The 26,256-nt window shown below is 52.3% G+C and carries 20 protein-coding genes; 15 read left to right on the top strand and 5 right to left on the bottom strand.

Annotation, left to right across the window (positions count from 1 at the left end):
* Positions 1-110 precede the first annotated feature (110 nt).
* On the bottom strand, positions 111-2,006 hold the full coding sequence (locus JMI88_RS13110; protein WP_201362295.1) for a response regulator: 1,896 nt from the start codon (positions 2,004-2,006) through the stop codon (positions 111-113).
* A gap of 645 nt (positions 2,007-2,651) precedes the next feature.
* Between JMI88_RS13110 and rpiA the strand changes: the two genes are divergently transcribed.
* From rpiA to JMI88_RS13180, 14 genes are all read left to right on the top strand, one after another.
* The gene (gene rpiA / locus JMI88_RS13115) at positions 2,652-3,350 is read left to right on the top strand and encodes a ribose-5-phosphate isomerase RpiA (RefSeq protein WP_201362296.1); all 699 of its coding nucleotides are present in this window, start codon (positions 2,652-2,654) and stop codon (positions 3,348-3,350) included.
* A 36-nt stretch (positions 3,351-3,386) separates the two neighbouring features.
* On the top strand, positions 3,387-4,271 hold the full coding sequence (panC, locus tag JMI88_RS13120; RefSeq protein ID WP_201362297.1) for a pantoate--beta-alanine ligase: 885 nt from the start codon (positions 3,387-3,389) through the stop codon (positions 4,269-4,271).
* Between the two features lie 39 nt (positions 4,272-4,310).
* Positions 4,311-5,177, top strand: a complete 867-nt coding sequence (panB, locus tag JMI88_RS13125) for a 3-methyl-2-oxobutanoate hydroxymethyltransferase (RefSeq protein WP_201362298.1) — start codon at positions 4,311-4,313, stop codon at positions 5,175-5,177.
* Positions 5,178-5,227: 50 nt separating this feature from the next.
* Positions 5,228-6,208 (top strand): ketol-acid reductoisomerase, encoded by a 981-nt coding sequence (gene ilvC / locus JMI88_RS13130; protein ID WP_201362300.1) that lies wholly within the window; start codon positions 5,228-5,230, stop codon positions 6,206-6,208.
* Positions 6,209-6,594: 386 nt separating this feature from the next.
* Entirely contained in the window at positions 6,595-9,309 is a 2,715-nt protein-coding gene (locus JMI88_RS13135) for a DUF8815 domain-containing protein (RefSeq protein WP_201362301.1), read from the top strand.
* 12 nt (positions 9,310-9,321) lie between these two features.
* Complete coding sequence (locus tag JMI88_RS13140) at positions 9,322-10,314, top strand: ABC transporter ATP-binding protein (protein WP_201362303.1); 993 nt, start codon at positions 9,322-9,324, stop codon at positions 10,312-10,314.
* Entirely contained in the window at positions 10,311-11,186 is an 876-nt protein-coding gene (locus JMI88_RS13145; protein WP_201362304.1) for an ABC transporter permease, read from the top strand. Before JMI88_RS13140 ends, JMI88_RS13145 begins: the two co-directional genes overlap by 4 nt.
* A 75-nt stretch (positions 11,187-11,261) precedes the next feature.
* Positions 11,262-12,917, top strand: a complete 1,656-nt coding sequence (locus JMI88_RS13150; RefSeq protein WP_201362306.1) for a DUF8809 domain-containing protein — start codon at positions 11,262-11,264, stop codon at positions 12,915-12,917.
* Between the two features lie 4 nt (positions 12,918-12,921).
* Positions 12,922-14,025, top strand: coding sequence for an AAA family ATPase (locus JMI88_RS13155; protein WP_201362307.1), 1,104 nt, complete (start codon positions 12,922-12,924; stop codon positions 14,023-14,025).
* 17 nt (positions 14,026-14,042) lie between these two features.
* Positions 14,043-14,939, top strand: a complete 897-nt coding sequence (locus JMI88_RS13160) for a DUF58 domain-containing protein (protein ID WP_201362309.1) — start codon at positions 14,043-14,045, stop codon at positions 14,937-14,939.
* An 18-nt stretch (positions 14,940-14,957) separates the two neighbouring features.
* Positions 14,958-17,024, top strand: a complete 2,067-nt coding sequence (locus tag JMI88_RS13165) for a vWA domain-containing protein (RefSeq protein WP_201362311.1) — start codon at positions 14,958-14,960, stop codon at positions 17,022-17,024.
* Complete coding sequence (locus tag JMI88_RS13170; RefSeq protein ID WP_201362313.1) at positions 17,011-19,911, top strand: glutamine amidotransferase; 2,901 nt, start codon at positions 17,011-17,013, stop codon at positions 19,909-19,911. The genes JMI88_RS13165 and JMI88_RS13170 overlap by 14 nt, the downstream gene beginning before the upstream one ends.
* Before the next feature lie 73 nt (positions 19,912-19,984).
* On the top strand, positions 19,985-20,659 hold the full coding sequence (locus JMI88_RS13175; RefSeq protein WP_201362315.1) for a class II aldolase/adducin family protein: 675 nt from the start codon (positions 19,985-19,987) through the stop codon (positions 20,657-20,659).
* A gap of 63 nt (positions 20,660-20,722) precedes the next feature.
* Positions 20,723-20,989, top strand: a complete 267-nt coding sequence (locus JMI88_RS13180) for an HPr family phosphocarrier protein (RefSeq protein ID WP_201362316.1) — start codon at positions 20,723-20,725, stop codon at positions 20,987-20,989.
* A gap of 122 nt (positions 20,990-21,111) precedes the next feature.
* On the opposite strand, the gene ptsP is transcribed toward JMI88_RS13180, so the two are convergent.
* Entirely contained in the window at positions 21,112-22,857 is a 1,746-nt protein-coding gene (gene ptsP, locus JMI88_RS13185; protein WP_201362318.1) for a phosphoenolpyruvate--protein phosphotransferase, read from the bottom strand.
* 119 nt (positions 22,858-22,976) lie between these two features.
* On the opposite strand from ptsP, the gene JMI88_RS13190 reads away from it, so the two are divergent.
* The gene (locus tag JMI88_RS13190; RefSeq protein WP_201362320.1) at positions 22,977-23,324 is read left to right on the top strand and encodes an inorganic pyrophosphatase; all 348 of its coding nucleotides are present in this window, start codon (positions 22,977-22,979) and stop codon (positions 23,322-23,324) included.
* A 5-nt stretch (positions 23,325-23,329) separates the two neighbouring features.
* Here JMI88_RS13190 and JMI88_RS13195 read toward each other — a convergent pair whose 3' ends face one another.
* From JMI88_RS13195 to JMI88_RS13205, 3 genes are all read right to left on the bottom strand, one after another.
* Positions 23,330-24,259, bottom strand: a complete 930-nt coding sequence (locus JMI88_RS13195) for a U32 family peptidase (protein WP_201362321.1) — start codon at positions 24,257-24,259, stop codon at positions 23,330-23,332.
* Between the two features lie 35 nt (positions 24,260-24,294).
* Complete coding sequence (locus JMI88_RS13200) at positions 24,295-25,332, bottom strand: zinc-dependent alcohol dehydrogenase (RefSeq protein WP_201362322.1); 1,038 nt, start codon at positions 25,330-25,332, stop codon at positions 24,295-24,297.
* Positions 25,333-25,552: 220 nt separating this feature from the next.
* A partial coding sequence (locus tag JMI88_RS13205) for an RIO1 family regulatory kinase/ATPase domain-containing protein (protein WP_201362323.1) occupies positions 25,553-26,256 on the bottom strand: 704 nt, incomplete at its 5' end.

Genomic DNA, 26,256 nt, shown 5'->3' on the forward strand with positions numbered 1-26,256 from the left:
TGGCCAGAGCAATTATCATGCCAATGATAAAGGAATATCCTTTGTTGGGGGCTGCTTCTTTTTTTTCGATCTGCTTCTCACTCATGGGAAATGTCTTTCTCGCTTTGCATCTATTGTAGAGCTGTGCTAATGGTCTCTTCTACGTTGGTCATTAATTGGATACACTGCGTGGGGTCAGCCTCACGGGTGGTGATTAAAACCTGAAAAATTCGCTGATCTGTGCCAACCATATGCATGAAGATCTGTCTTCCCGCACTGGTCACTACAGTATGCTCGTATTCCCCTCCCTCATCCTGCTCATTGACAGCCAGCAGAGCACTCTTTTGGATCGCACTAAAGTGGCGACAGAGGCTGGAGACATCCATGTCGTCAACAGCTACCTGGGCAATAGGTTGTCCCTCAATTGTGGCTACGGCGGCAGCAATAAAGCCAGGCACAGAATAGCCTAGCGTTTGGAGGGCCGAAACCAGGGAAGCATAATTACGCCTGGCCGCCTGTTGAGTTCGTAGCATACTCGAAGATAGTTGTTGTCTTCCTTCGTCTGCGGCGTTAAAAGCAAAGGCATCGCTATTGGATGCTCGCTGCGTCATACTCTGATTCTGATAGGATGACGCAGCTGGCCTATTGAGAGGAGCCGATGTCGTATGCCCGATAGAATCCCACACGCTCCTGGACGGACGCAATACTTCAGTCTCCTGAAAACTACCGCGCTGTTCAGGCGCAAGTTGATCGGTGGTTGCCGCTAGAGTCTGATCAGCCGACCACTCCTCTGCTGGCGCAGCCATATCCGGTGTGGCAGGTATTGGATACGCAGCAGACGACGATGTATCGGCCGCAGGCTGAGGAATAGCGCGCTGCGAAGAGGTTGGCTGATTCGTCAACCAGCCAGGAAGCTCGCTATTCTGATCAGGAACAGGCACAGACGCAGCCTGGTCACGCGAGCGATCGCTCATTTTCTGGAGCATATCCATCAACTCTTGCCCGTTCAAGGCCATCGTAGGGGCAGACGTGGCGTCATTGAGTTGAGCGGCACTGGCCTGCTCGGGGCCCACGCGGGGCATGCGTCCCGTGTTTTCCCACCATTCTTTGTCTGGCGGCACCTCAGGCGCTGCGGCTGCTGTATCTCTCCATTGGTCTTCGCTGGCCTGTAAAGCAGGTGTGTAAGAGGAGGATTCAGTCAGAACCATAAATGGGGTATCATCTATGTCGGCAAAAGAAGTAGGGGCCGGCTGAACTCTCTCAATCTCACCACTATATTGCTGGCGATTAGCATACTTTGTCCGGTATTGCAAGGCCTGAAAAATTAGACGCGACAGAGGCTGCGTCACATTAGAAGCAATCTGATCATTCCAGGGCTGGTGGATCACGGTGCCATTTTTATGGGCGGCCAGAGCAAAAAAGGCTTCTTCCGCGCGCAGCACTCCATATTCAGCCCAGATCAATTCGCCATTCTGAAAACGCAGAATGCCGCGCTCCTCTAGCCCGGTATTCACCAATAAGGTAATACTTTTTCGGCTCATGTTGACCATCTGGATCACGTCTAACAGATCAAATGAATCCAGGCTGGCTGAAAAACCTGTTGGTTGGAGCAGTCGACGCAACTCTTCTTTTAGCAATCGAATATCTAATGGCTTCTCAAAATAGCTTACCGCGCCACTCTCCAGGGCCTGCATGCGCGACATGGCAGAGTCGACTTCTCCCAGCATAATCATACGTATGTTGGGACGATAGGCGCGCAGCCATTGAAGCAACTCAAAACCCTCGGCGCCGGGCGTCTTCACATCACAAATGACGATCTCATACTCTTCCGACCAGAGAGCACGCACTGCATCCGCTTCACTCATCACGCTCTGCACAACGTAGCCATCCTTGCGCAGAGAGTTGACTAAATTCTGGTTCAGAGCATCATCACTCGCAACCACAATAATGCGCCAGACATCAGACATCATTACTACCACCTGAAACAGATTCGGCTGTTCCACCCCCATCAACGTAGACCGAGACACCAGCTCCTGCATCGAACAGCCAAAGAAAAAGCCTCAGTCTTTATCGTTGCTCGGCCTTCTGAGATAATTCCTACCGGCAGGTAGACAGCGCTACGCTCACCCATGTTCTCTTTTGCTCATTCTTAACCGTAACGGGAAAACGCATCGCAGGCCGGGTAATCTCAAGTCGCCCGGCTGTAAATAACAGCAATGTTGCGTAGCAGGTATGAGAAAAGCCCGCGCTCTTTTTCACTATTCCTGGTAAGAAGGAGAGTCTGGGCAAAATAGTAGTATGCTTTTAGTAGCATAGCTCTGGTCCCATGCCTTTATATTTGTCGCTTTGTATATGATTATAGCCCGAACGACAGATTCTCAACAAACGCGTAAAGGAATTCGCTCATCCTTCCTGTAAAGGAGCAGGACTTTTCCGATTAATTTCTTTAATTACTTGAAGAGTGTATCACGACGTCGTAGGGATGGCAAGATAAGTAGGATCAGGTACCACGCAACTCAGGAAGCACATTTGTAGCCTCTTTATAGAACGTGCTATACTCGACACAGCAAGCGGTACCCTGCCGCGAAAAGGCTATTATTAGTACATTCGTTGTACTACAATTCGCGCAATCAGGGGCACCAGAACTGAACAATGAAGGAGCAAGTTTGGTCATGACATCACCTATGAGTCCACAAAATACATGGAAACAATTAGCTGGTAACGCAGCCGCCGAGCTGATACAGGAAGGAATGGTGGTAGGGCTGGGGACTGGCTCGACGGCGGCCTATCTGGTGCAGGCCATGGCGCAGCGGATCCAGCAGGGCCTACAAATCAAGGGAGCGGTGGCCAGTTCACTGGCCACGTATGATCTGGCGAACAGCCTGCATATTCCTATGACGGACCTGGATGAGCATCCAGAACTGGATATTTATATCGATGGCGCAGATGAAATTGATCCTCAATTCCGCCTGATCAAAGGTGCCGGTGGAGCGCTTTTGCGCGAGAAAATTCTGGCTTCAGCCGCACGGCGTTTTGTGGTCATTGCTGATTCGTCCAAGAAGGTTACGCAGTTAGGGCATATCTATCCACTGCCAGTAGAGGTTGTGCCGCTGGCAAAGACACCGATCACATTACAGTTAACCCGGCTGGGAGCGGAGGTTAAGATCAGGCAGCATAACAATATTCCCTTTATTACTGATAATCATAATTATATTCTGGACTGCACATTCCCCCAGGGCATTAGCGATCCGGCACAGTTAGACGCCCAGATCCATAGCATCGTTGGGGTCGTTGAAACCGGCCTCTTCATTAATATGGTCAGCCAGGTCATTATTGGTGGTCCAGAAGGCGTACAGATTTTTTCACGATAACTCACACAACATCACAATCACAGGAGTCCCGCAACTATGCACATAGTCCGCACCGTTCAAGCAATGAGGCATGAACATGAGCAGTGGACAGGTTCCGTTGGCTTCGTACCAACCATGGGCTATCTTCATGAAGGTCATCTCTCGCTGGTTCAGCGCGCACGCGCCGAGAACAAACATGTGGTGGTCAGCATCTTTGTCAATCCAACGCAATTTGGTCAGCATGAGGACCTTAGCAGCTATCCACGCAACATCGAGCACGATCTCCAACTGCTCACAGCCCTGGGGGTCGATGTGGTCTTTCTTCCTGGCGTGGCGGAGATGTATCCCTCGGGATTTACCACCTATGTGACGCCCGAGGGCGCGCTGGTCGACCAGGGGGAGGGAGCCTTGCGCCCAGGGCATTTCCGAGGCGTCGCCACTGTTGTTCTCAAATTATTTCTGATTGTACAACCGAACAAGGTCTATTTTGGCCAAAAAGACGCCCAGCAGGTTGCGGTAATCAACCGCATGATCGCTGATCTCAATCTTCCGCTTACCCTACAGGTATTACCCACTATCCGTGAAGCCGATGGACTCGCCATGAGCAGCCGCAATAGCTATCTTACTGGTGCAGAGCGAGCCTGCGCGTCAGTGCTCTATCGTGCCCTCAAAGCCGCTCAGGCAGCCTTTGAGAACCAGCACCAAACACACGCACAGACCATTATCCAGGCAGCCCGGGACGTGGTTAACAGCGAACCGGGCGCCCGGCTCGATTATATCGAAATTCGTGATTACAACACCTTTCTTCCGCTGGAGACACTGAGCCCGCCCGCCCTCTTGCTGATTGCTGTGCGAATTGGAAAAACGCGCCTGATCGATAATTTTGTGCTGCATGCCGATGGAACATGGGATACAGGCAAGCCAGGCAATCAGGCATTCTGAACCGATACACGAACCCATAAATCAAGAGAAAGAACAACCATGCGCGATAAAGTTACAGTTCCTGCCATTAAAGCTCGCAAACATACAACGAAGCTGACGATGGTCACTGCTTATGATGCGCCAATGGCCCGCATTGTAGACGAGGCCGGGATAGATATGATCCTGGTTGGCGATTCCGTCGCCACTACCGTGCTGGGCAGGCCGGATACACTTTCAGCCACCATTGAGATTATGATCCACCACAGTGCCGCCGTAGCCCAGGCTCAACCACGCTCTTTGATTGTAACGGATATGCCCTGGCTCAGCTACCATATTTCGACAGAGGAAACGATTCGCAACGCCGGTCGCCTGGTGCGTGAAGGAAAAGCCGAGGCAGTCAAACTGGAGGGTGGTCGCAAACGCCTGCCAATGATTGAAGCCTTGCTGGCCGCTGAAATTCCTGTAATGGGCCACCTTGGCCTGACCCCCCAATCCGTGCATGCCATGGGTGGCTATCGGGTACAGGGCAAAGAGCTAGAAGGCGCGCGAGAATTGCTAAAAGATGCCATGGCGCTGGCTGAGGCAGGTGTATTTGCGCTGGTCCTGGAAGGGATACCCGATGTGCTGGCACAAATCATTACGCAAGAGATTGCCATCCCGACCATTGGCATTGGTGCCGGGCCGCATTGCGACGGGCAAGTCCTGGTCTTTCATGATATCCTTGGTCTGACGACCAATCACCTGCCCAAGTTTGTGCGCCAGTATGCACAGCTTGCAGAGATCGCCACCCAGGCGTTAAAACAATATAGTGCGGATGTGCAGGCGGGCACGTTTCCCGCTGATAGCGAAACCTATCATACCCATAAAGAGGTCGCCCGGACCCTGAAAAGCCAGTTTATAGATCAGCCAACAGATCCAGAGGTCTGAGCTTTCGACAGTTACCGTCTGACGATACGTAGAGAAGAATGGAAACAGGTATGGCAACGATTTTATATGATGCGGATGCAGATATAGAGCTTATTCGTCATAAGCAGGTGGCGATCATTGGGTATGGTAGTCAGGGGCACGCACACGCTCTGAATCTACGCGATAGCGGCTGCAGTGTACTGGTAGGCCTGCCAGCTGTCAGTAAAAGTCGAGAAAAAGCTCAAAAGGATGGCTGGTCGCCACTCCTTCCGCATGAAGCCGCGGCACAGGCAGAGGTCATTATGCTGCTGGTGCCGGATCAATATCAGGGCCAGGTCTATGCGCAGAGCATTAAACCAGGCCTTGCTCCAGGCAACCTGCTCCTGATAGCCCATGGCTTTAGCCTGCAATATGGACAGATTGTACCGGAAGAAAATATCGATGTGGCCATGGTAGCGCCCAATGGGCCGGGCGCGCAGTTACGATACATGTATAGCGTCGGATCAGGTATCCCCGCCCTCTGGACGGTTTACCAGGATGTCACCGGGCAGGCACGCGAGCTGACATTATCCTATGCCCGGGCCCTGGGCTGTACACGAGCAGGCGTCATTCAAACGACGCTCGCAGAAGAGACCGAGACCGATCTGTTCGCGGAACAGGTTGTGCTGTGCGGGGGACTCACATCGCTAATAAGAACAGCGTTTGAGACGCTGGTAGAGGCAGGCTATCAGCCTGAAGTGGCCTATACCTGCTGTCTGCAAGAAGTTAAACTCATCGCAGACCTCTTATACAAAGGAGGCATTCACTTTATGCATAACTCGATCAGTGATACTGCCGAATTTGGTGACTATCTGACGGGTCCGCGAATTATTGATGAGCATACACGGGGCAACATGCGCCAGGCGCTTAAAGCCATACAAAATGGTAGCTTTGCCCGCGACTGGATTCTAGAAAACCAGGCTGGCCAACCAATGCTGAAAGCCTGGCGACGAAAAGATGCGGCGCATCCAATCGAAACGGTAGGAGCACAATTGCGGCAACTATTGCCATAGTATTTCTCAGGATTATCTGTTATCCTATATCAAGCATGCACAGGAAATACTACCTTTATTTGCGCCAGGCTGGCGCCGATGAATAAAGCAACAGGAGGATGCACAGCCCGGTGCTATAATCTCTTCCTCTGCTACCAGCCTTTGGCTCTTCTGTGATGTGAAGCGGAGAACATACAAGTGTACCAGATTATATGCAACAAAACATCCTTTTAAAACGTCTAATGTACTAGCAGTAACATACAATCTAGCATAAAACATACCCTGGAGATTTTCCACCTTTCGCTCTATTGAGAAGATATATGTTTTCAAATGGGCTAAAGCACGTTTCTTACTAACTCTATGCGACGTGATACTGTGATTACCATTCATAAGAGAGGCTCAGGGATATGCTCATTTTACACATGCGGCCTCAACGCATTGTACGAAATACGTTATATATTGCTGGTTACCTTGCTTTATTTCTCTTTTTTGCGCTTTTTTCCCCATCGGCACTCGCCTATCAACAACATAGCGTGGCCAGCGGCCCCACCATTACTAATGCAAGTATGGGATTCGAGGGCCTTTATCGGGATGGCAACTGGGTGCCCATACAAGTCAACCTGAGCAATACGGGCGGCGATTTTACGGGCAAAGTATCGATTACAATTCCCACCACACCACTAAATGGACCTAATGCAACCATCAGTACAAATAGCTATCAAGAAGCAATCAATCTTCCACCGGGCTCAAAAAAGCAAATCTCTATACCAGTACCGCTAAATTTAAATGCGCAGGGTGCGAATGCAGAGGTCTCGGTAAATTTATTGGATGCAAGTGGTCATATCGTTTCCCACAAGGGGCTAGCGTCTAATACTACTAGCAATCTGACTCTGGTTGGCATCTTATCTGATACACCAAATAACTTTGGGCAACTAAACCTGGCTCTCTCAAACCTGTTTACTACAGCCGGACAAACGAAGAATCTGACGGTGGCCGCCATGCCTAAACAGGCCGCGATACTCAAAAATTTCGATGTTATCGTGGTGGATAATTTCACTACGGGCTCTTTAAGCCAGGAACAACTGGCGGCACTGCAGAACTGGGTTTATCAAGGAGGAAATCTTATTGTAACCGGTGGGCCTGAGTGGAAACGTACCCTGAGTGCCTTTCCTGCGAGTTTGTTGCCGGTCACCATCAATGGAACTGGCAACATCCCTGCCAACAAACACCTCCTGCCGGTTAATACGCTGACACCAGGTGACCAGGCTAGTAACGATATGCTCAAAGCAGCGGTCCCGATCAGCACGGCCCAACCGACGCAGAATACAACTACGCTTCTCTCATCAGATCGCACGCCGGTAATCGTACAAAAAGTACAGGGACAGGGTACCGTCTATTATCTGGCCTATGATCCAACTATCGAGCCCCTGGCCAGCTGGCAAAATACCCATCAGCTCTGGTCAAACCTCCTGTTACGCTCTTTAGGAGATCGCGTCCTAATGAGTACAGGCGCCGCGGGAAATACTATTACGCCAGTGTCAAATAACAATGGGGCCTTTTCAACGCTGGTTTCGCTGCTGCAAACTTTCTTCCCGAATGCTTATCCTTCTATCTGGCTCATCTTGATCCTTCTTTTGAGCTACATCCTCATTCTGGGTCCGTTACGCCTGCTATTAATACGTGCCTTTAAACGGCGCGACTGGAGCTGGCGCATCGTACTGGCGACCATCGCCGTCTTTACATTGCTGAGCTATGGACTGGCCCTGCAGCAAAAGGGATCGGCCATTATCAATAGTAGTATTACGCTCATCCAACTCAATACACCCGATAAAACTGGCTCTAGCGGCCATGCTACCACCTTTCTAGGTGTGTTTGTCCCCAGCCAGGGAGATTTCCAGGTCCATGTACCCGGGGCTAGTCTGGTACAGCCGGCCGATCCAAATGGCTATGTTGATCCTGCCTATCGTGGAACTTCAAATAACCAGCAATCGATCTATACAGTCGGTAGTAACGGTACCGATATCGACTTACAGGGCGTTGATATCTGGACCACACGCTCGCTGGTAGCCCAACGAGATATGCATACCTCGGGTGGCATTACTTCACAACTGCAGCTACAACGGAATATCCTGAGCGGCACAGTCACCAGCACGCTCCCTTATACACTAACCGATGCATTTGTGGTCATGGGTAATAGCTATGTGTCGCTGGGTGAAATCAAACCGAACAGCACAACCCGCATTCAACTGAATCTGGGGAGCAACACCCCCAATAGCCCCTCCAATAACCTGACGATTGCAGACCAGATCGCCAACAGTCGCGGCATGATCACCAATCCCAACGGGGGCTATTACTCTTATAACAGCAACAACAACCAGGTCAAAGACACGCCACACCGCCATGTGCTCATGCTGGAAGCGCTCAGTGGAGGCTACTGCGACAACAATAATTGCTACCACCAGAACTTACAAATGGTCAATAATAATGGTGTAATCACTAAACGTTTTGTGGTAGGCAATAATGTGAGCGACCGCGATCCGCTTTTGTTATCGGGCGCCCCCGCGACAATTATTGGCTGGGCCAATGATTCGTCCGCCATTAATGGAAACATTACGGTCAACGGACAAACGCCCAATGGTTCACAGGAAACCATGGTGCAGGCACCGCTGGATGTCAATTTCACAGGTACAATTCAGCTTCCATCGGGGGTCATTAATAGTCAGATAGTCCATATTCAGCAGAGTGCCCCCGGCAATATTCAGGAGCCGGCATTAGGTACCTATACGATGACGACTGGAAATATGACGCTGGAATATACCCTTCCCAATATATCCAAATTGGAGAATAGTTCTCTGACATTCACATCGTCGCTATCGCCAACAAAATCTGTTGGCCAGACTATTGGCGCAACAACGAATATCAATCATCTACAGTCTTATCTCTATAATTGGCAGACAGGTAACTGGGACAGCGTATCCTTCAGTGAATTTACCTGCACAGTCAAATCTGCGCAGTCCTATATCGGGCCGGGGGGACGCATATTGCTGCATTTAAGCAATCATGATACCAATGCAGTCTTTGATAAACCAGTCCTAACCCTACAAGGAACGGTCGCACATTAGAGAGGGGCAGCTATGCAGAATATGGTGTTACCATCTACGATATCAGAAGTAACGGAACCGATCATAAAGATTCAAAACGTCTCGAAACGTTATCATAATACACATGCGTTACGCGATATCAGCCTGGAGATACCGCGTGGCACCATCTATGGATTAATTGGACCTAATGGAGCAGGTAAAACCACACTGCTCCGCATTCTTGCGGCCCTGCTCACCCCTACCTCAGGAGGGGTCTGGATCGAAGAACAGGAGGTGACACGCTCTCCCTCCATTATTCAACGCAAAGTTGGCTATATGCCGGACTTCTTTGGCGTCTATCCAGATTTGACCTCAGCAGAATACCTGGAGTTCTATGCTGGCATTCATGGCGTTCCACGACAAAAACGCGCAGGCATCGTGACGGATCTTTTAGAGTTGGTCGAGCTCTCGTCAAAGCGCGAAGCCATGGTCGAGACACTATCGCGCGGCATGAAACAAAGGCTCTGCCTGGCCCGCGCGCTCGTCCATGATCCAGATATACTGCTGCTCGACGAGCCAGCTTCGGGTCTGGACCCACGGGCACGCGTTGAACTGCGCGAACTGGTGCGCACCCTCCAGAGCATGGGCAAAACAATTTTGATCAGCTCACATATTCTACTTGAGCTGGCGGAAATGTGTACAGATATCGCCATTATCCAAAACGGACAGATGGTGATCGCGGGAGATGTTGAAAAAGTCACACACCAGCTGGGTGGCGCACGTCAAATAGAGATCCGGCTGCTAGACAACACACGGATCACCGACATTGTCGCGCACATGGAAAATGTTGCGGATATTCACAATATCACGACCAACGAAGACAAATTGATTCAAGCAGAATTTAGCGGTGATGATGAGACGCTCCATCATATCCTGGCGGCGCTCATCGCTCAGGGTTATCCGGTTGTCTCTTTTGCTCCTCGTTCGGGCGGTGGGCGGCTCGAAGAAGTTTTCTTGAACATTACCGAAAGGAGCAACCAGGCATGACCTTTATGGCACTATTAATCAAAGAAATGCGCCTGCGCATGAGGCGCGAACGCACGATCTGGTTGATTGTCATCTACATTTTATTACTCGGCCTGCTGGGCTGGTTGGATATTAGTATCAGTAGCAATAATGCGATCTACGGTGGGAACTGGGCCAACATCGGGATTGGACTCTATAGTATGCTGCTCATAGTTCAACTCTTCCTGATCATCTTTATCACGCCAGCCTTTACAGCGACCACCGTCAACGGCGAAAAGGAGCGCCAGACTTTTGATCTGTTGCTCTGTTCACGCCTATCTTCGACATCGCTCATTACGGGCAAGTTACTGGCGGGACTGCTCAACGCATTAATACTGATCGCAGCCTCTATCCCTATCTTTAGCCTGGTCTTTTTCTTTGGTGGTGTTTCACCACTACAGGCCCTGGCAGCACTGCTGGTATTTATCTTGACCGCGATCCTGACCGCCAGCCTGGGTATCTTCTGTTCGACCCTGGTGGCGCGACCGGCCATCTCAACCGCGCTCTCCTATGTCGCGCTCTTGCTCTGGCTGGGCTTACCGGTCCTCTTCGCCATCATGATACCCTCCAACTCAAGCAGAATGCCGTCTTATATGATGTGGCATCCGGTCATGGCACTGCTCAGCACATTCAATTATGGTGGACTCACCAACAATAATATGTATGCCTTTGGTCCATTCAATCTTGCTCTCTGGCAAACGTATAGTATTTTCAACTTCATCGCCACCCTCGTTTTCATCAGCTTGAGTCTGTGGCTGGTGAAACCGCAGGCCTGGCAGCGTTTACGGCTACGTACCCGCAACAACAATATCGGGACACCAGGAAACGAAACAAAAGCGTCGGCGACAGCGTAATGAAATAGAAATGCAGGTGTACATAGATGAATACAGACATCCGTCCACCTTATGAGACGAGAGAAAGGGTGTAGTATGGCAACCTTTATACCGTCACATACCCAGACGAGCAGCCGGGAAACGCCAGCGCAGACCAGTCTCAACACTGCACTGCGACCCTGGCGTAGACGCATCTGGACTCAAAGGATTCTCTTCTGGGGCATCCGAGGCTTACTAATCGGTTTATTCCTGGCCTGCCTGGTATTGCTGATTTCCCGGTTGCTCCCCTGGGCCTCAGCCCCCTATTGGGCACTGGGTGTCGGTATCGCCTTACCGGTCCTGGGTATTGCCCTGGCGCTATGGTTTCGGCCAACGAATACCAGTACAGCCCATATGGTCGATGAGCGGCTGTCTCTCCACGACCGCGTGGGAACCGCATGGGAGCTACGCGATCAGACATCGGTGCTGGCAAAATTACAGCGGCGCGACGCCCTGAAACAACTAGGGGCCAATACGCCAGCAAAAAGTATTGCACTGCGCCTGCAAAGAGCCACGACCATCACCCTGGTCGTGCTATTGCTCTTATTGGTACCCTTAGTATTGGCTCCCAATCCTATGACAGCCGTCCTAAAACAACAGGCCGCATTACAAGCGCAAATCGCCAAACAGGTTGCCAACGTCGAAAAGATCAGGCAAATAACCGCTCAGCAGCCAGCAATCTCTAAAGATGAGAAGCAAAAAATTGATCAGATCCTGCGCGACCTGGAAACCAAATTACAGCAGGCAAAAAATCCAAACGACGCCCAGCAGGCACTCTCAGAAGCACAGGCCAAACTGGATCAGTTACGTGATCCGCAGTCCAGCAACAGAACTCAGGCTCGCTCCGCCGCAGGCGACACACTCAAAAATAGCTCTAACGCCAACACGCGAGCCACCGGGCAAGCACTAAGCAATAGCGATAATAAAAGCCTGGCCCAATCGCTCCAAAATCTCGCCAATCAGGCCAGTAAAGCATCGCCTGATCAACGCAAACAGCTAGCGCAAGACCTGGAAAAAGCTGCCAATCAGGCCAACAAAGATCCTAACCTGAGTTCCGCCTTGCACCAGTTAGCCAAATCTATAGCAGACGGCAGTAGTAGCGAAATCTCAGATGCCGCCAAGGCTGTAGAAGCAGCCAGCAGCCAGACGACCGCCAACCAGGCCGGTGAGAACGCAATCAACCAGGCCTCGCAGAGTCTGCAGGACGCCGCCAATAACCTGGCATCGGCAACAGACAATACCACAGGGCAGGCACAACAGGGGCAAGGTCAGAATCAACAGGGGCAAAACCAGGGGCAAAATCAGCAGGGTCAGGGCCAGGGTCAGAATCAAGGACAAGGCCAGGGTCAGGGACAAAACCAGGGGCAAGGTCAAGGTCAGGGTCAGCAAGGTCAAGGTCAAGGGCAGCAGGGGCAAGGTCAGGGTCAGGGTCAAGGGCAGAACCAGGGAGGGTCCGGTGGTAACGGCACAAATGGCTCGGGCCCACATAAAGATGAGTCTGTATATATTCAGGGCCAAAACGGCCAGGGCTCAAGCACTCAGAGCACAGATAATAACACCAGTGTAGTTCAGCCTGGCTCAAAGGTTCCCTATTCGCAGGTGATTGAACAGTATAATCAGAAAGCCCACGACGCTATTGATAATAGCAATGTCGCACCGAACGAGAAGGATCTGGTCCATGATTACTTCAACACATTAGAAGGGCAACAGTAAAATTATGGCAAACGCAAGTGATAGCACTTTCAATCCATACGATGATACGCAATTTCAGCCTCAACCGCAAACCTTTGAGGTTGCGACAAAGGAGCCCACAATAACTTCCGCTGAACCCAGTGAAGAGAATATCGAGCAATTCATCGCGGTAACCAATAAACTGGAACAGGAACTATGCCGCATCGTCGTAGGGCAAGAGCATGTCATTCGAGAACTGCTGCTGGCCATGCTGGCCGGAGGGCACGTCTTGCTTGAAGGTGTGCCCGGTCTCGGCAAAACCTTGCTGGTACGCACACTATCAGATGCCTTGTCGCTCAAGTTTGCACGCATCCAATTCACACCCGACCTGATGCCCGCTGATATCGTGGGTACGAATATTGTCTCAGAGCAAGGCGATAGCGCCGCGGGCGGCAAACGCGCCTTTTCATTCCAGCCAGGCCCCATTTTTGCCAATATTGTGCTGGCCGATGAAATCAACCGCGCCACCCCGAAGACCCAATCCGCCTTGCTGGAAGGGATGCAGGAACGGACCGTCAGTGTGGGCGATCGTACGCGTCCATTGCCCCAGCCATTCTTTGTGCTGGCCACGCAAAATCCATTAGAAATGGAAGGGACCTATCCCCTGCCAGAGGCGCAGCTCGATCGTTTTATGCTGAAGATTATGGTCAATTTTCCTAAGGCAGAAGATCTCATGCGCATCATCGATACCACCATCGGCACAGAGACATTGCAGGCCCAGAAAGTAACTTCGGGCGAGGAACTGATACGCATGATTGCAATTGCCAGGGCGGTGCCAATCGCGACTCATGTCAAAGAATACGCGGTACGTATGCTGCTGGGCACCCACCCCGATCAGGAAGGGGCACCAGAAAAAGTGCGTCAGTATGTACGTTACGGCGGCAGCCCGCGTGGCTTGCAGGCGTTGATTATGACGGGCAAAGTACGGGCATTGCTGGAAGGTCGCTACAATGTCTCGCTTGAAGACATCAAAGCGGTGGCCTACGCAGCTCTACGCCATCGTATTGTTCTTAACTTCGATGGCCTGGCCGACAATATTACGACCGAGCAGTTAATCGAAGCCATTATCGCTGAGCTAGATGCAGATTAATAGAAGAAAGACTACCCATGCCTGATACTGAGAAAGTGCGTTTTCCGCTGGATGCCAGTGTGCTCCAGCGCCTGGATAATATCTCGCTGCTCACGCGCCGTCCGATGGCCACGGGAAGACAGGGACGCCGACGATCGCCACTAGCTGGATCATCAATGGAGTTCGCCGACTATCGACGCTATGCGCCCGGTGACGATTTCCGCCGCATCGACTGGCGGGCTTTTGCGCGCCTGGAACGGCTCTTCCTGCGTGTCTTTGAGGCCGAGGAGAACATTACCGTCACCATTCTGCTCGATTGCTCGGATTCTATGCATCAAGGAACGCCAGAGAAAGCAGAACTGGCCGTTGCGGTAGCCGCGGCACTGGCCTATATCGCCCTCAAATGTGAGGATAACGTGATCCTGGGATCCCTGACGGATCGCCTGGTAGCATATCGACGCATCAGTGGCGGAAAAAATGCCATCTGGAGCGCAGGTGAGTTCCTGCAGCGTCTGCCCCGCTCGGGGACAACTGATCTCAATCGAGCGCTCTACGATATTGGGCGCGTGGTCACTACTCCCGGACTGACCATTGTTATCTCGGATTTCTTGACACCCCAGGGCTATCAAACCGGGGTGCGGGCAATCCGCCAGTTGCGGCAGGAAGTGGCTTTACTGCAAATACTTTCTCCCGATGAACTGGACCCACAGATACAAGGGGACTGGAGGTTACGCGATAGCGAAGGCACACAGAGCGTTGAGGTCAGCGCCTCTTCGCATATTCTACAGGCGTACCGGGACCGTCTGACCCGTTTCACAGAAGAACTGGCAGCCTTCGCGCATACCCATATGGGCACATACACACTGATTGCCAGCGATACCGATATTGTGGATGTCGTGCAGCGCCTATTGCGACAAGTAGAACTGGTTCGATAACCATAGAAAGATTGTGTCATGAGCATACTTGTTCCTGCTGCCCTTGCCTTTAGCGCCATCATACCAATTATCCTGCTGCTCTATTTTATGCGCCCCAGGCGCCAGGAAAAGATAGTTGGTAGCACGCTTTTATGGCAGCAGGCAATGCAAGATCTGCAGGCAAGTCGTCCATGGCAACGCCTACGCATCACGCCACTTCTGCTCTTACAGCTCCTGGCGGCAATCATTATCGTCCTGGTCCTGGTACGCCCGGCTATTTTTATGAGCAGTCCAATCAGCGGCAATACCATTGTTATCTTGCAGGCTTCTGCCAGTATGCAGGCCACCGATGTAGCTCCTAGCCGCTTTGAAAGGGCTAAAGATACCATCAGCAGCTTTATCGATGCCCTTGGACCAAACGATCACCTCTCGCTGATCTCTATGGCGCGTACACCCCAGGTCTTGATCGCGAACTCGCAGGATAAAACGCAGTTAACGAATGCCCTGCAACATGCGCGCGTAACCAACCAGGATGCCGATCTGCAGCAGGCCATCTCCCTGGCAGGCTCGCTGGCGGCAGGACAGGAGAACGCACAGGTACTGGTAATTGGGGATGGCCACGTCATGAATAGCAATCAAACGCTGGACTCGTCCTTTCCGGTCCGCTATATGTCGATTGGCAGTGACGCGCCAAATGTTGCATTGATGGCCCTCTCCTCGCGCTCATTGCAAGGCAACTTAATCGCCTTTGCCCAGATCAGCAATTATAGCCATGATAAGCGCTCTATCCCAGTTGAGCTTTATGCCGATGGACGACTCTTCAGCGTCAAAACTGTGACGTTGAATGCAGGAGCCAGTGGAGCGATTGAATGGGGCCCCTTGCCGGCGCGCACAAATCTGCTGCACGCTCGCCTGCTCTCGCAAGATGCGATGACCACCGATCACGAAGCCTGGACCCTGGTGGGTAGTTCTATTCGTGGCCGTGTGCTGCTGGTTACCAAAGGCAACATGTATCTGCAAACAGCCCTGCGTCTGCAATCCAATGTCACGCTATACACTATTGATCCAGCTAAATATGCTGCCAATATAGGCACATATGATCTGACGATCTTTGATGGTTATACACCGCCAAAAGAGCCAGCAGGCAACATCTTATACGTCAATCCGCCCACGCATAATTACTCCTTTGGCTCATCCGGTCCGATTACAGCAGTCACACATATCAGCACCGGCAATGATCCACAAAACCTGTTAAGCAATGTCGACCTGAGCAGTATTCATACCATGCACGATAGCCATCAGCTCAAACCATCGCTCTGGGCCCAGCCCATTATCAATACGCCCGAGACCCCGCTGCTGCTAGCGGGTGAAAGTAACAACCGCCGTATCGCGGTTTTTGGTTTTGATCTGCACGAAACCGATCTACCGCTACAACCATCCTTCCCGATCCTGATATATAATCTGATCAACTGGTTTTTGCCCTCACCGGTAGCCGGCAATGGACAGGTGATCCCAGGCGCGGCAGTGAATATACAGACCTGGCCGGGCGCAGACCAGGTCACAGTCACAGGACCAGATCAGCAGACCGTTACGGTGGGACCACCTTTTCCCGTAACGCCCTATGCACGTACCAATCCGGTCGGCATCTACCAGGTCAGTCAGCGCGTCCACGGGCATGTCCTCAACGGTATCTTTACCGTCAACCTGTTCAATCCCAATCAATCGCAACTGGCCCCGGCCAAAAGCATTCCAGTCGCCCATAGCACCAATGTGACCAACAATAAAAACACCATCTCGCGCCAGCTACGAGAGATATGGCCATGGATCGCCGCGTTTCTCTTATTGATACTCTGTGCTGAGTGGTGGCTCTTTAGCCGCAACTACCAGCCGCAACAAAGCGGCAATCAGTCAGCGAGTAAGACGCCGCGCACAACCATGCGTGGCAAGCCCAATCAGCGGAGCGCCCGCTATCCGTGGCTTGCCTCCATACAGGAACAGGTGCAGGCAAGCTGGAATCGCACCCAGCGCCAGAGCAAGAAATTCAGGAAACGCCTGCGCACAAAGTTGAAGAAATCAACGAAAGGGGAGCGCCGTGTTAACATTTGAGCAACCACTGCTACTCTTGCTCTTAATACCCATCGGAATCCTGGTCTATTTGACCTGGAAACGCATGTCGCTTCCTTATCCCAGGCAGCAACGTATATTGATCCTGGCAACACGTCTGCTAATCTTCAGCTGTATTATCCTGGCCCTGGCAGGAACAGCCTGGGCGATGCCGGTCTCGCGCCAGGCCACCATCTTTGTCGGCGATATCTCGGCCAGCACGGGTCCACAGCGCACCTTTATCGAGCAGTGGATTGGCTCAGCAGTGAGGCATAAACACGCCGACGACCAGGTTGGTATCGTTGCCGTTGGACGCAACGCCCTGGTAGAGCAATCGATACAATCACAGATTGTAGATTTCTCTCATTTTGAGTCAACGCCGGACACCAACTATACCGATCTGGCCGCTGGACTGCGCCTGGCGGCGGCCATTCTGCCCTCCAACAGCCAGCGCCATATCATACTGCTCAGCGATGGTCAGCAAAATCTTGAAGACGCGCAACAGGAAGCTCAGCTCTTACAGCAGCAAGGCATTCGACTGGATATCGTGGCGTTGCCGACCGTCAATACTGATGATGTCAGGGTGGATAGCTTTGATGCTCCAACCAACCTGCATACTGGCGAACATTTTAAACTGCACGCCAGAATCTATAGCACTGTTGCCCAACAGGGCACGGCACGTATCTACCTGGACTCAACAGTCATCTCGCAACAAAAAGTAACCCTATCCGCAGGCGAACAAGACCTTAGTATTGATATGCAGGCTCCGACGGTCGGTTTTCATACCTTCCGCATTACGCTGGAAGCTCCTAAAGACTCGATTACGCAGAACGATGAGGCGGCCGCCTTTGTCAATGTGCAGGGACCACCCAAAATTCTGGTTATCGAAGGTCAGCCCGGTAGCGGACATAACATCGTGGCGGCCCTGCAGGCGACCCACATTAATGTGACGGTTGCTACCCCCAACGATGTACCCACCACGCTAGATGGGCTGGTGCCCTATAGCAGCGTTATCCTGGCCGATGTGCCAGCCATCGCTCTGGGCAACACACGGATGCAGATCCTGCAGGCCTTTGTACGTGATCTCGGGCATGGACTGGTGGTGAGTGGTGGTCAGAACAGCTATGGTGTTGGAGGCTATACAGATACGCCCTTAGAGCAGGTGCTGCCGGTAAGCATGGATATTCCACAACATAAAGAGACGCCTTCAATCGCGGTCGTACTGATCGTAGAGAGCCTGGAAGAGCAGGTGCAGATCAACATCTCAAAAGAGGCCGCCAAAGGAGTGGTGGGACTTCTCACGCCACGCGACCAGGTAGGAATATCGGCTGGCTATGGTACCCTGAGCATTAAAATGCAGCATGTGACCAACAAAAAATCGATCAATAAGGCTATCGACAACATTAATCCGGTCGATCCACCCAGCTATAATCCTGATTTCGCCAATGCGGAACAGGAATTACTGCATACGGATGCCAAAATTAAGCACATCATTTTACTGGGCGATGGGGATGCCTACGACAACTATGCGCCACAGGTGACCAAACTGGCCAATGAAAATATTACCGTCTCGACGGTTGAAACAAATGCCTTGAGCAATGAAGACCTGGCAACCATGCAAAATATTGCTCAATGGGGCAAAGGTCGCTTCTATCGCGCCGACAATCCCAGCATTATTCCCCAAATTCTACTGAAAGAGACGCAGAGGGCCGCACGGCGCTCTTTAATCAATGAGAGCTTCAATCCGGCCGTAGTCGGCAACCATCCAATCCTGACCGGGATCACCGGCCTGCCAACTCTGAACGGCTATGTGGCCACCACGCCCAAGCCGGCCGCCCAGATGGTGCTGGTAAGTCACCTGGATGATCCGGTGCTGGCGGTCTGGCAATACGGCCTGGGGCGCGTGGCGGCCTGGACCAGCGATTCCTTAGGCCTGTGGACCAAGAACTGGTTAAGCTGGAACGATGCCTCTAAGTGGTGGGCCAACCTTGTCACCTGGACCCTGCCAGCCGCCAATGATGGGGGCATGAGCATTAACGGCAAGGTCACCAATGGGCAGGGACAGCTAACGGTCGACTTGCCGCCAGGCACAACAGCCGAGGGCGGTCAACAGCAGGTCCAGGCCCATATCATTGGACCCGACCTCTCGCAGCAAAATATCAATCTACAGCCAACCGCTCCTGAGCGCTGGGAAGGCAGTTTTCCGGCTGAACAGGTGGGAGCCTATCTGTTGCAGGTAACCTGGCAGGGAGCTAACAAGAAGGAGAGTCGCCTGACCGCCACAACAGGCATGGTGGTCCCCTATTCGCCCGAATATCATAACCAGGGAACGGATACACGCTTCTTACAACTGTTGGCCCAGACCGGTGGAGGCATACTCCTCAATCCCAATGATACAGAATCAGCCTTTACCCAGAATCTGATGCCAACCTCAGCCTCAATTCCTATTGCATTCTGGCTGTTGATATTAGCCGCTCTACTCCTGCCGGTGGATATTGCCGCCCGACGTCTGGCCAACTTTGACTTTATCGTTGAAGGATACCACTGGCTCAGGACACACGCCCAAACGGGGGCCAGAGCACAACCAGCTACAGCTAACCGTAACGTACCTGGTGAGAAGCCCAGCGTGGCATCCCTGAGCTCTATTCGGGCCAAACGTGAAAGTCAGCGTGCCCGGATCAAGCCTCCGGTCGCGCCCCAAGCTAATCAAGCAGGCGTATCGCCACCACAGAGGGCACAATCGCCGGTTAAAGCGGCGCCCGACGCAACCTCAACGACAAGCAGGTCGCAGCCTCAGCCGACTGAACCCAAACAATCGGTGTCGGCCAGTTCATCAACCGCATCTCGCCTGGTAGAGGCCAAACGGAAACGAGAACAAGAAAAGGAATAGTCTGACAGACAGGCAAAATAGGAACAATTATGTCAAGAAACGTGATACACTTCCTGTTAAGGAGGTACAGCAGATGCTGTTGAATGATTTACGCACTCAAGTGGCGCACTATGCCAGGAAAATGTATGAGAGTCAGCTGGTGCGCGCGACTCAGGGCAATCTCAGTGCCCGTGATCCAGAAAGCGGGCTGATCTGCATCACACCCAGCGGAGCAGATTATCAGTTGCTAACCGCCGAGGATATTGCTGTGGTTGATGAGCGGGGTAATATCATAGAAGGCAGGTGGAAACCTTCGGTCGAGATGCCGCTCCACACCTATATTTTAAGTCAGCGCCGGGATATCAATTGTGTGATGCATACGCATGCACTCTATACCTCGGCCTTTGGCGTTGTCTATCAACCGTTGCCGATGATTTTACAGGAATCGGCTTCCTGCCTGGGAGGCGAGGTGCCGATTGTGCCCTATCAAGAATCGGGGACGCAAGCTTTTGCCGAACTGGTGGCACAGACGCTGGGAGATGGTCCGGCCGTTATCTGGGGCAACCACGGGGCGATGGTGGTGGGCGTTAATCTGGCACTGACCTTCTCAATCGCTCATGCGCTAGAAGATACCGCTCGCATCTATTGTCTCGCCAGGCAACTAGGCACGCCCGTACCGTTGCCGGCCGAAGAGGTAGCCAGACTGCATGCCAATTGGAAGCAGGGATATGGCCAGACAGCCATCGACACTCCATTGACAGCAAGCTAAACCATTGGTATACACTAATATACCAGTATCGTTCCCGCCAGGGCCAGATAGAGGATAGTAGTTATGCAACAGAACATCGTACGCATCCAGAATGAGGTAGGCCTTCATGCTCGACCAGCCGCTCAATTTGTGAAGTTAGCCAAGCAATTTAACAGTAAAATTAGCGTTGCCTACAACGGGAAAACTGTGGATGCCAAAAGTCTGGTCCGTGTGCTCAGTGTCGGCGCCGGAAAAGACGCAGAAATTGAGATCACAGCCGAGGGCGAGGATGAACAAAAGGCGATAACAGCACTGGCAGGATTGATTCAAAACAATTTTGCAGAAGTATAAAAGAATCTCCCTCCTTCCGGAGAAGGAGGGAGAGAAGCGTTGCGAGGGCGAGCATGCCGGGGGCACAGCTAGCGCCTATTCTGGTTGCGTAGAGCTGTACTCTTCCACACCTCAACTCCTCCTTACAAGAGTATCTCTTCTATGTCTGCAGAGCTTTCAGCGGCCAGCACGCGTTCCACAATCTCCCGAGCCTGCGCCATGGTAGTGTTGCGAATGACCCGCTTCACCGCATTGAATGAGCCCGCCTCCATACTCAGTTCATTAATGCCCAGGCCTAATAAAAAAGCACTGGCGCGTGGATCGCCGGCCATTTCGCCACACATGCCCACCCAGCGCTGCAGCTTACGGGCGCTCCGCACGATGTGTGCAATAGTACGCATGACAGCGGGATGGAAGGGGCGCTGCAACTCCGCTAAGCCGGCGTTCATGCGATCGCTGGTCAGGGTATACTGGGCCAGGTCGTTGGTGCCAATACTAAAGAAATCCGCTTCCCTGGCCAGTTGATCTATCAGCCAGACCGAGGAGGGCGTCTCCAACATAATTCCCAGGCGTAAACGGGGTAGAACAGGCGCTGTAAGTTTACCTTCCTGCAGCAGTTGCGCCTCCGTCTCAGCAATGAAGGTCCGGGCCTGGCGCAGCTCGCGCAGATCACAGATCATGGGCAACATAATCCAGAGCGACGCTACAGCGGGCCGAGCAGCCAGCAACAAAGCACGTATCTGCGTACGAAAGAGAGATTGATAGCGTGGATCCAGGCACAGGCGAATGCCACGCAGGCCCAGGAATGGATTGTCCTCTTTTGGCAACGAGAGATAGGGAACGCTTTTATCGCCGCCGATATCCAGGGTGCGCACAATAACCGTCTGGCCAGCAAACTCCTGCAGGACCGTATTGTAAGCTTCCAGCTGCTCTTCCTCCGATGGAGCCGCCTGACGGTCTAGAAAGAGAAACTCGGTTCGAAATAGACCAATGCCACCGGCGCCCGCCGCTACTGCTGGTCCGGCATCGCGTAGCCGTCCAATATTAGCAGCAATCTCGATAGTCGTACCATCAGGTGTAGTAGCGCTCAGCTCGCGCATCTCCTTGAGCTGTTCCTGCTGCTGCCGATAACTGGTCAGCTCCTGCTCATAGCGTTGTATGGTAGCGATGTCTGGCTCGATAATCACTTCGCCATTGCGCGCATCCAGTACCAGCGTAGCATGCTCAGACTGAGAGACAGTAGACATCCTGGCAAGCAAACCTTGCGCACCCACGATGGCAGGAATCCCCAGCTGGCGCGAAAGGATAGCGGTATGCGAGGTTGGTCCTCCCTGCTCTGTCACCAGGCCCAGCACAAACTGAGGGTCCAGCCCGGCCGTATCTGAGGGCAACAGGTCGCGCGCCACGACGATCACAGGCTCCTTCAGATAGCGTAATTGCGCTGTAGGACGACCCTGTAGATGATTGAGGATGCGGGTACGGATGTCCAGCACATCGGCGGCACGGGCACGAAAATACTCATCTTCCATTTCCGCAAACATCTGAGCTATTTCATCGGTTGTCTCGGCCAGAGCCCAGGCCACGTTCATATGCTCATCATCAATGCGCTGGTGCGTCCCCTCCAGCAAAGTATCGTCTTCAAACAACAGTAGATGAGCACCAAAAATCGCCGCTTCCTCGTCACCTAAACGAGCCTGCACCTGATCGCGCAACAGGGTCACTTCTGCAATAGAAGCCTCGATAGCCTGTTGCAAACGGGCTTTCTCACCCTCAGCGGCATCTGGTGTTATATGATTTTTCGGAACCACCGGCGGCGTAGGATCAGAGACGACCCACGAGCCAATAGCAATTCCAGCGGTGACTGGAATACCCTTTACAATCGAAGACATAACCAAACCTCAACGTTTCTTGCGTCACCCTTCCAAAATCAAAGCCCGACAGCCGTCAATGGTAGTATAATCTCACATTATAAAATACATAAAACAAACATTCCGGCGAGGAGTAATACATGTATAATGAAGCATTCTGGCACTTACTAACAACTCTGGTCGAGACCAGCACCATCAAAATCGACCGCCCCAAAGGCTCGGCTCACCCCCGTTACCCGGACTTCATCTATCCATTGGACTACGGATACCTCAGTGGCACAATCTCTGGTGATGGCAATGGTATCGATGTCTGGCTGGGCAGCCTGCCAGAAAGGCACATCAGTGCTATCCTTATCACTGTTGACCTCACTAAACGGGATAGCGAGATAAAACTACTTATAGGTTGTACGCCACAAGAACAACAGGCCATTCTGGCAATACATAACAGATGGCCCGCTACACAATCAGCTTTACTGGTCGAGCACTAGAGTCTTCACTCGATAGGAATGGCCAAGCCACTGGCACCAGGCTGAGACATCACAGCATCTGGATAATAGCGCTTGATGATATCCATACCCAGCCTGGCTCGACGTACGCGCTCACGCGAAAGAGCCAGCGCAGTGGATGCCAGATGGGTGCCCGCGGGATAGATATTGGGCGCATTGCGCAGGCCAAATTTGATATAGACAGGCGCAGCAATCCTGATCAGTTCAGGAATATCATACAAGCGCACAAAACCGCCCAGATCATCTGGTGCCTCGACATAAATATCCAATGGGATATCTACCGCCTGCCGAATAGCAGCTATCTGTGGCAAGCTCAGATCGGTTGGAATATTGAAGGTATCGGCCCCAAGTTTTTCGAGCAAGCGAATAGATGTGGGATTGGCCGACGCCATCATCACGCTGATCTTAAACTGCATATCAGCGGGTAACAGGCCTTGCTGGCGCATTTCATTGGCCACCCAGAGAGCGCCATCATCAGCCAACAACACACTGCGAATGCCCAGATCGGCCGCCCGCCGCACATCTTCCAGACAATGCACCAGTTGATCCTGGCCACGGAGACGAGGCGCCACGGTCTTGCCACCACTGGCAACGGCCATAGCACCAATATCCCAGGCAGCATTGGGACGAGCAAAGAGGCTCACCTCCATCTGCTGAGATCTAGCCAGGCGTGCCATCTCCAGTATTTCGGCGTCGGTCATTAACATCACACCACTGCCCTGAGAGACGCGATGGATAGTCAGCTCATAGCGTTCGGCCTCCTCAATGATGGCAGCTAACGCGGGCCCACTTTCGGTGCTGGGAATCTCGATCCGATACTGGGCGCCATCTGGGAAACGCTTCGTACTGGTTGGGAGATCATAGGCATCACCAGCGGGTAAACCCAGGCTGGTCAGGAAACGGCGAGTCTCTTCCATCAGGTTCTAATCCTTTCACATTCACAAAGATGCATTTACTCATGAATCATTATAACCTTTATGGCCCGGCTATGACGTAAAATGATGGCATCCAGTGCATCTTCATATTCTTCCAGCGAAAAACGATGGGAAATGAGTTCCGCTAATTGCAGTGAACCGTTGAGGAATAGCTGGGCCGCATAGGTCCAGGCGGCTGTGCTGGCACCAAAGACACCATAAACACTGATCTGATTTAAGACAAAAAGATCAGTGGTAAAGCTTAAAGGAGCAATCGAGGCTTCAAGGCCAGTCAGTAATACCGACCCACCGCGCTTAACCACTGAGAGCGCCTCTTCAATCGCCTGTACGTGTCCGGTACCCTCAAACACCAGATCGGCACCGTGTCCACCTGACAAAGCCTGAATAAGGGATTGCGTGTCTTCGCGGCTCATATTTACAGTGTGGGTCGCTCCATAGTCTTCTGCCAGTTGCAGCCGCTCGGCGCGAAAGCCAAGTACCGCTATTACCGCTGGACTATACAGCCGCGCTACCTGTACCGCAAGCAGGCTGGATGGTCCATCCCCAAGAATAACGACCACATCGCCTGGCCGTGGTTGGGTGCGTAAAAAGGCGTGCGCCACCACAGCTGCGGGACCCAGCAGGGCTGCCTCCTCCAGTGAAGCACTCTCAGGCAACACATGCAGCTGGCGAGCAGATACCACTACATACTCTGCCAGCCCACCAGGACGAGTAAAGCCAAGCTCATTGTAGCCAGACTCACAGAGGTTTGTCTTACCCTCACGACAGTTACGGCAGATCCCACAGGCATAAATACTCTCAACCACCACTTTAGCGCCGGGTGCGACATTGGACACGCCTTCACCCACTGCCACCACCTCACCCGACAGCTCATGGCCAGGGATAACGGGATAGCGGAAAAAACCTTTTGCACGCTTGCCCTGAAAAAGCTCCACATCACTTTCACCGATGCCAACCGCACATGAGTGCACCAGCACTTCACCAGGTCCGATAGCTGGTCGATCTAGCTCAGTCACATGAGCCTCACCAGGTTCGGTAATAATCACAGCCTTCATAAGCTCAAGCTAGCCTTTCCACCACATATATAACACTACCATCAAGTAGCATGCAAACATTCGAACTACCATTATTATATATCGCTCGTACCTACGAGGCCTACATGTAGCGAAACACAATGAAGAAAACAAAGCCAGTGGAGCGACGCAGCTGCTATCGTGTCGCTCCACTGGCTCTTCTCAATTGTTTGAGGCCACACCGCGTAAGGAAGGGGGCAGACTACAATCTGGCGTTCTTAAAGCGCTGCCAGAGCCGATTGGCGAGTTGAGCCGAGTCTCGCTTCAATCCGTAGCGGGCCATGTATTTACACACGTTGTCAATATCGCGCGTCAGTAGGGACAAAGCATGGGAATTAAAACGTGGATCAACAGCCTGGGGGAAATCAATAATGGTAACCTTTCCTTGCCAGTACAGGATGTTGTAGGCCGACAGGTCGCCGTGGATGACATTATGAGATAACCAGAGTTGGATATTATCCATCAACAACTCAAAGACAGGATAAACCTCGTCCGGATCCAGGGTGACATTCTGAAGTGCAAAGGCCGGCTGCTGCTCTTCTCCCAGGTATTCCATCAGCAAGGCATTACTATTCTGGGCCAGCGGCTTTGGTACCGTTGCGCCGGCGGTATGCAGGCGCGTCAGCGTCTCAAACTCGTGCCCAACCCACATACTGAACTGCATCTCACGACCAGCCGCAGATTTATTTTTGACGGCCCGACGCGCACGCTGGTCCATAATGGTGCGTCCTTCCTGGTAGACAGTATCATTTTTAAAGCCGCGATTATTACGCGAGCGATACACTTTAGCAGCCAGGTAGGGCACATTCCGAGATGGATGGGCCCGGCAACAATAGACGGTGGCCTCTTTGCCGCTCTTTACCACATGCAAGATGTCAGTAATCCAGGCATCCGCAAAAAAACTAT

The sequence above is a fragment of the Dictyobacter formicarum genome, assembly GCF_016587435.1.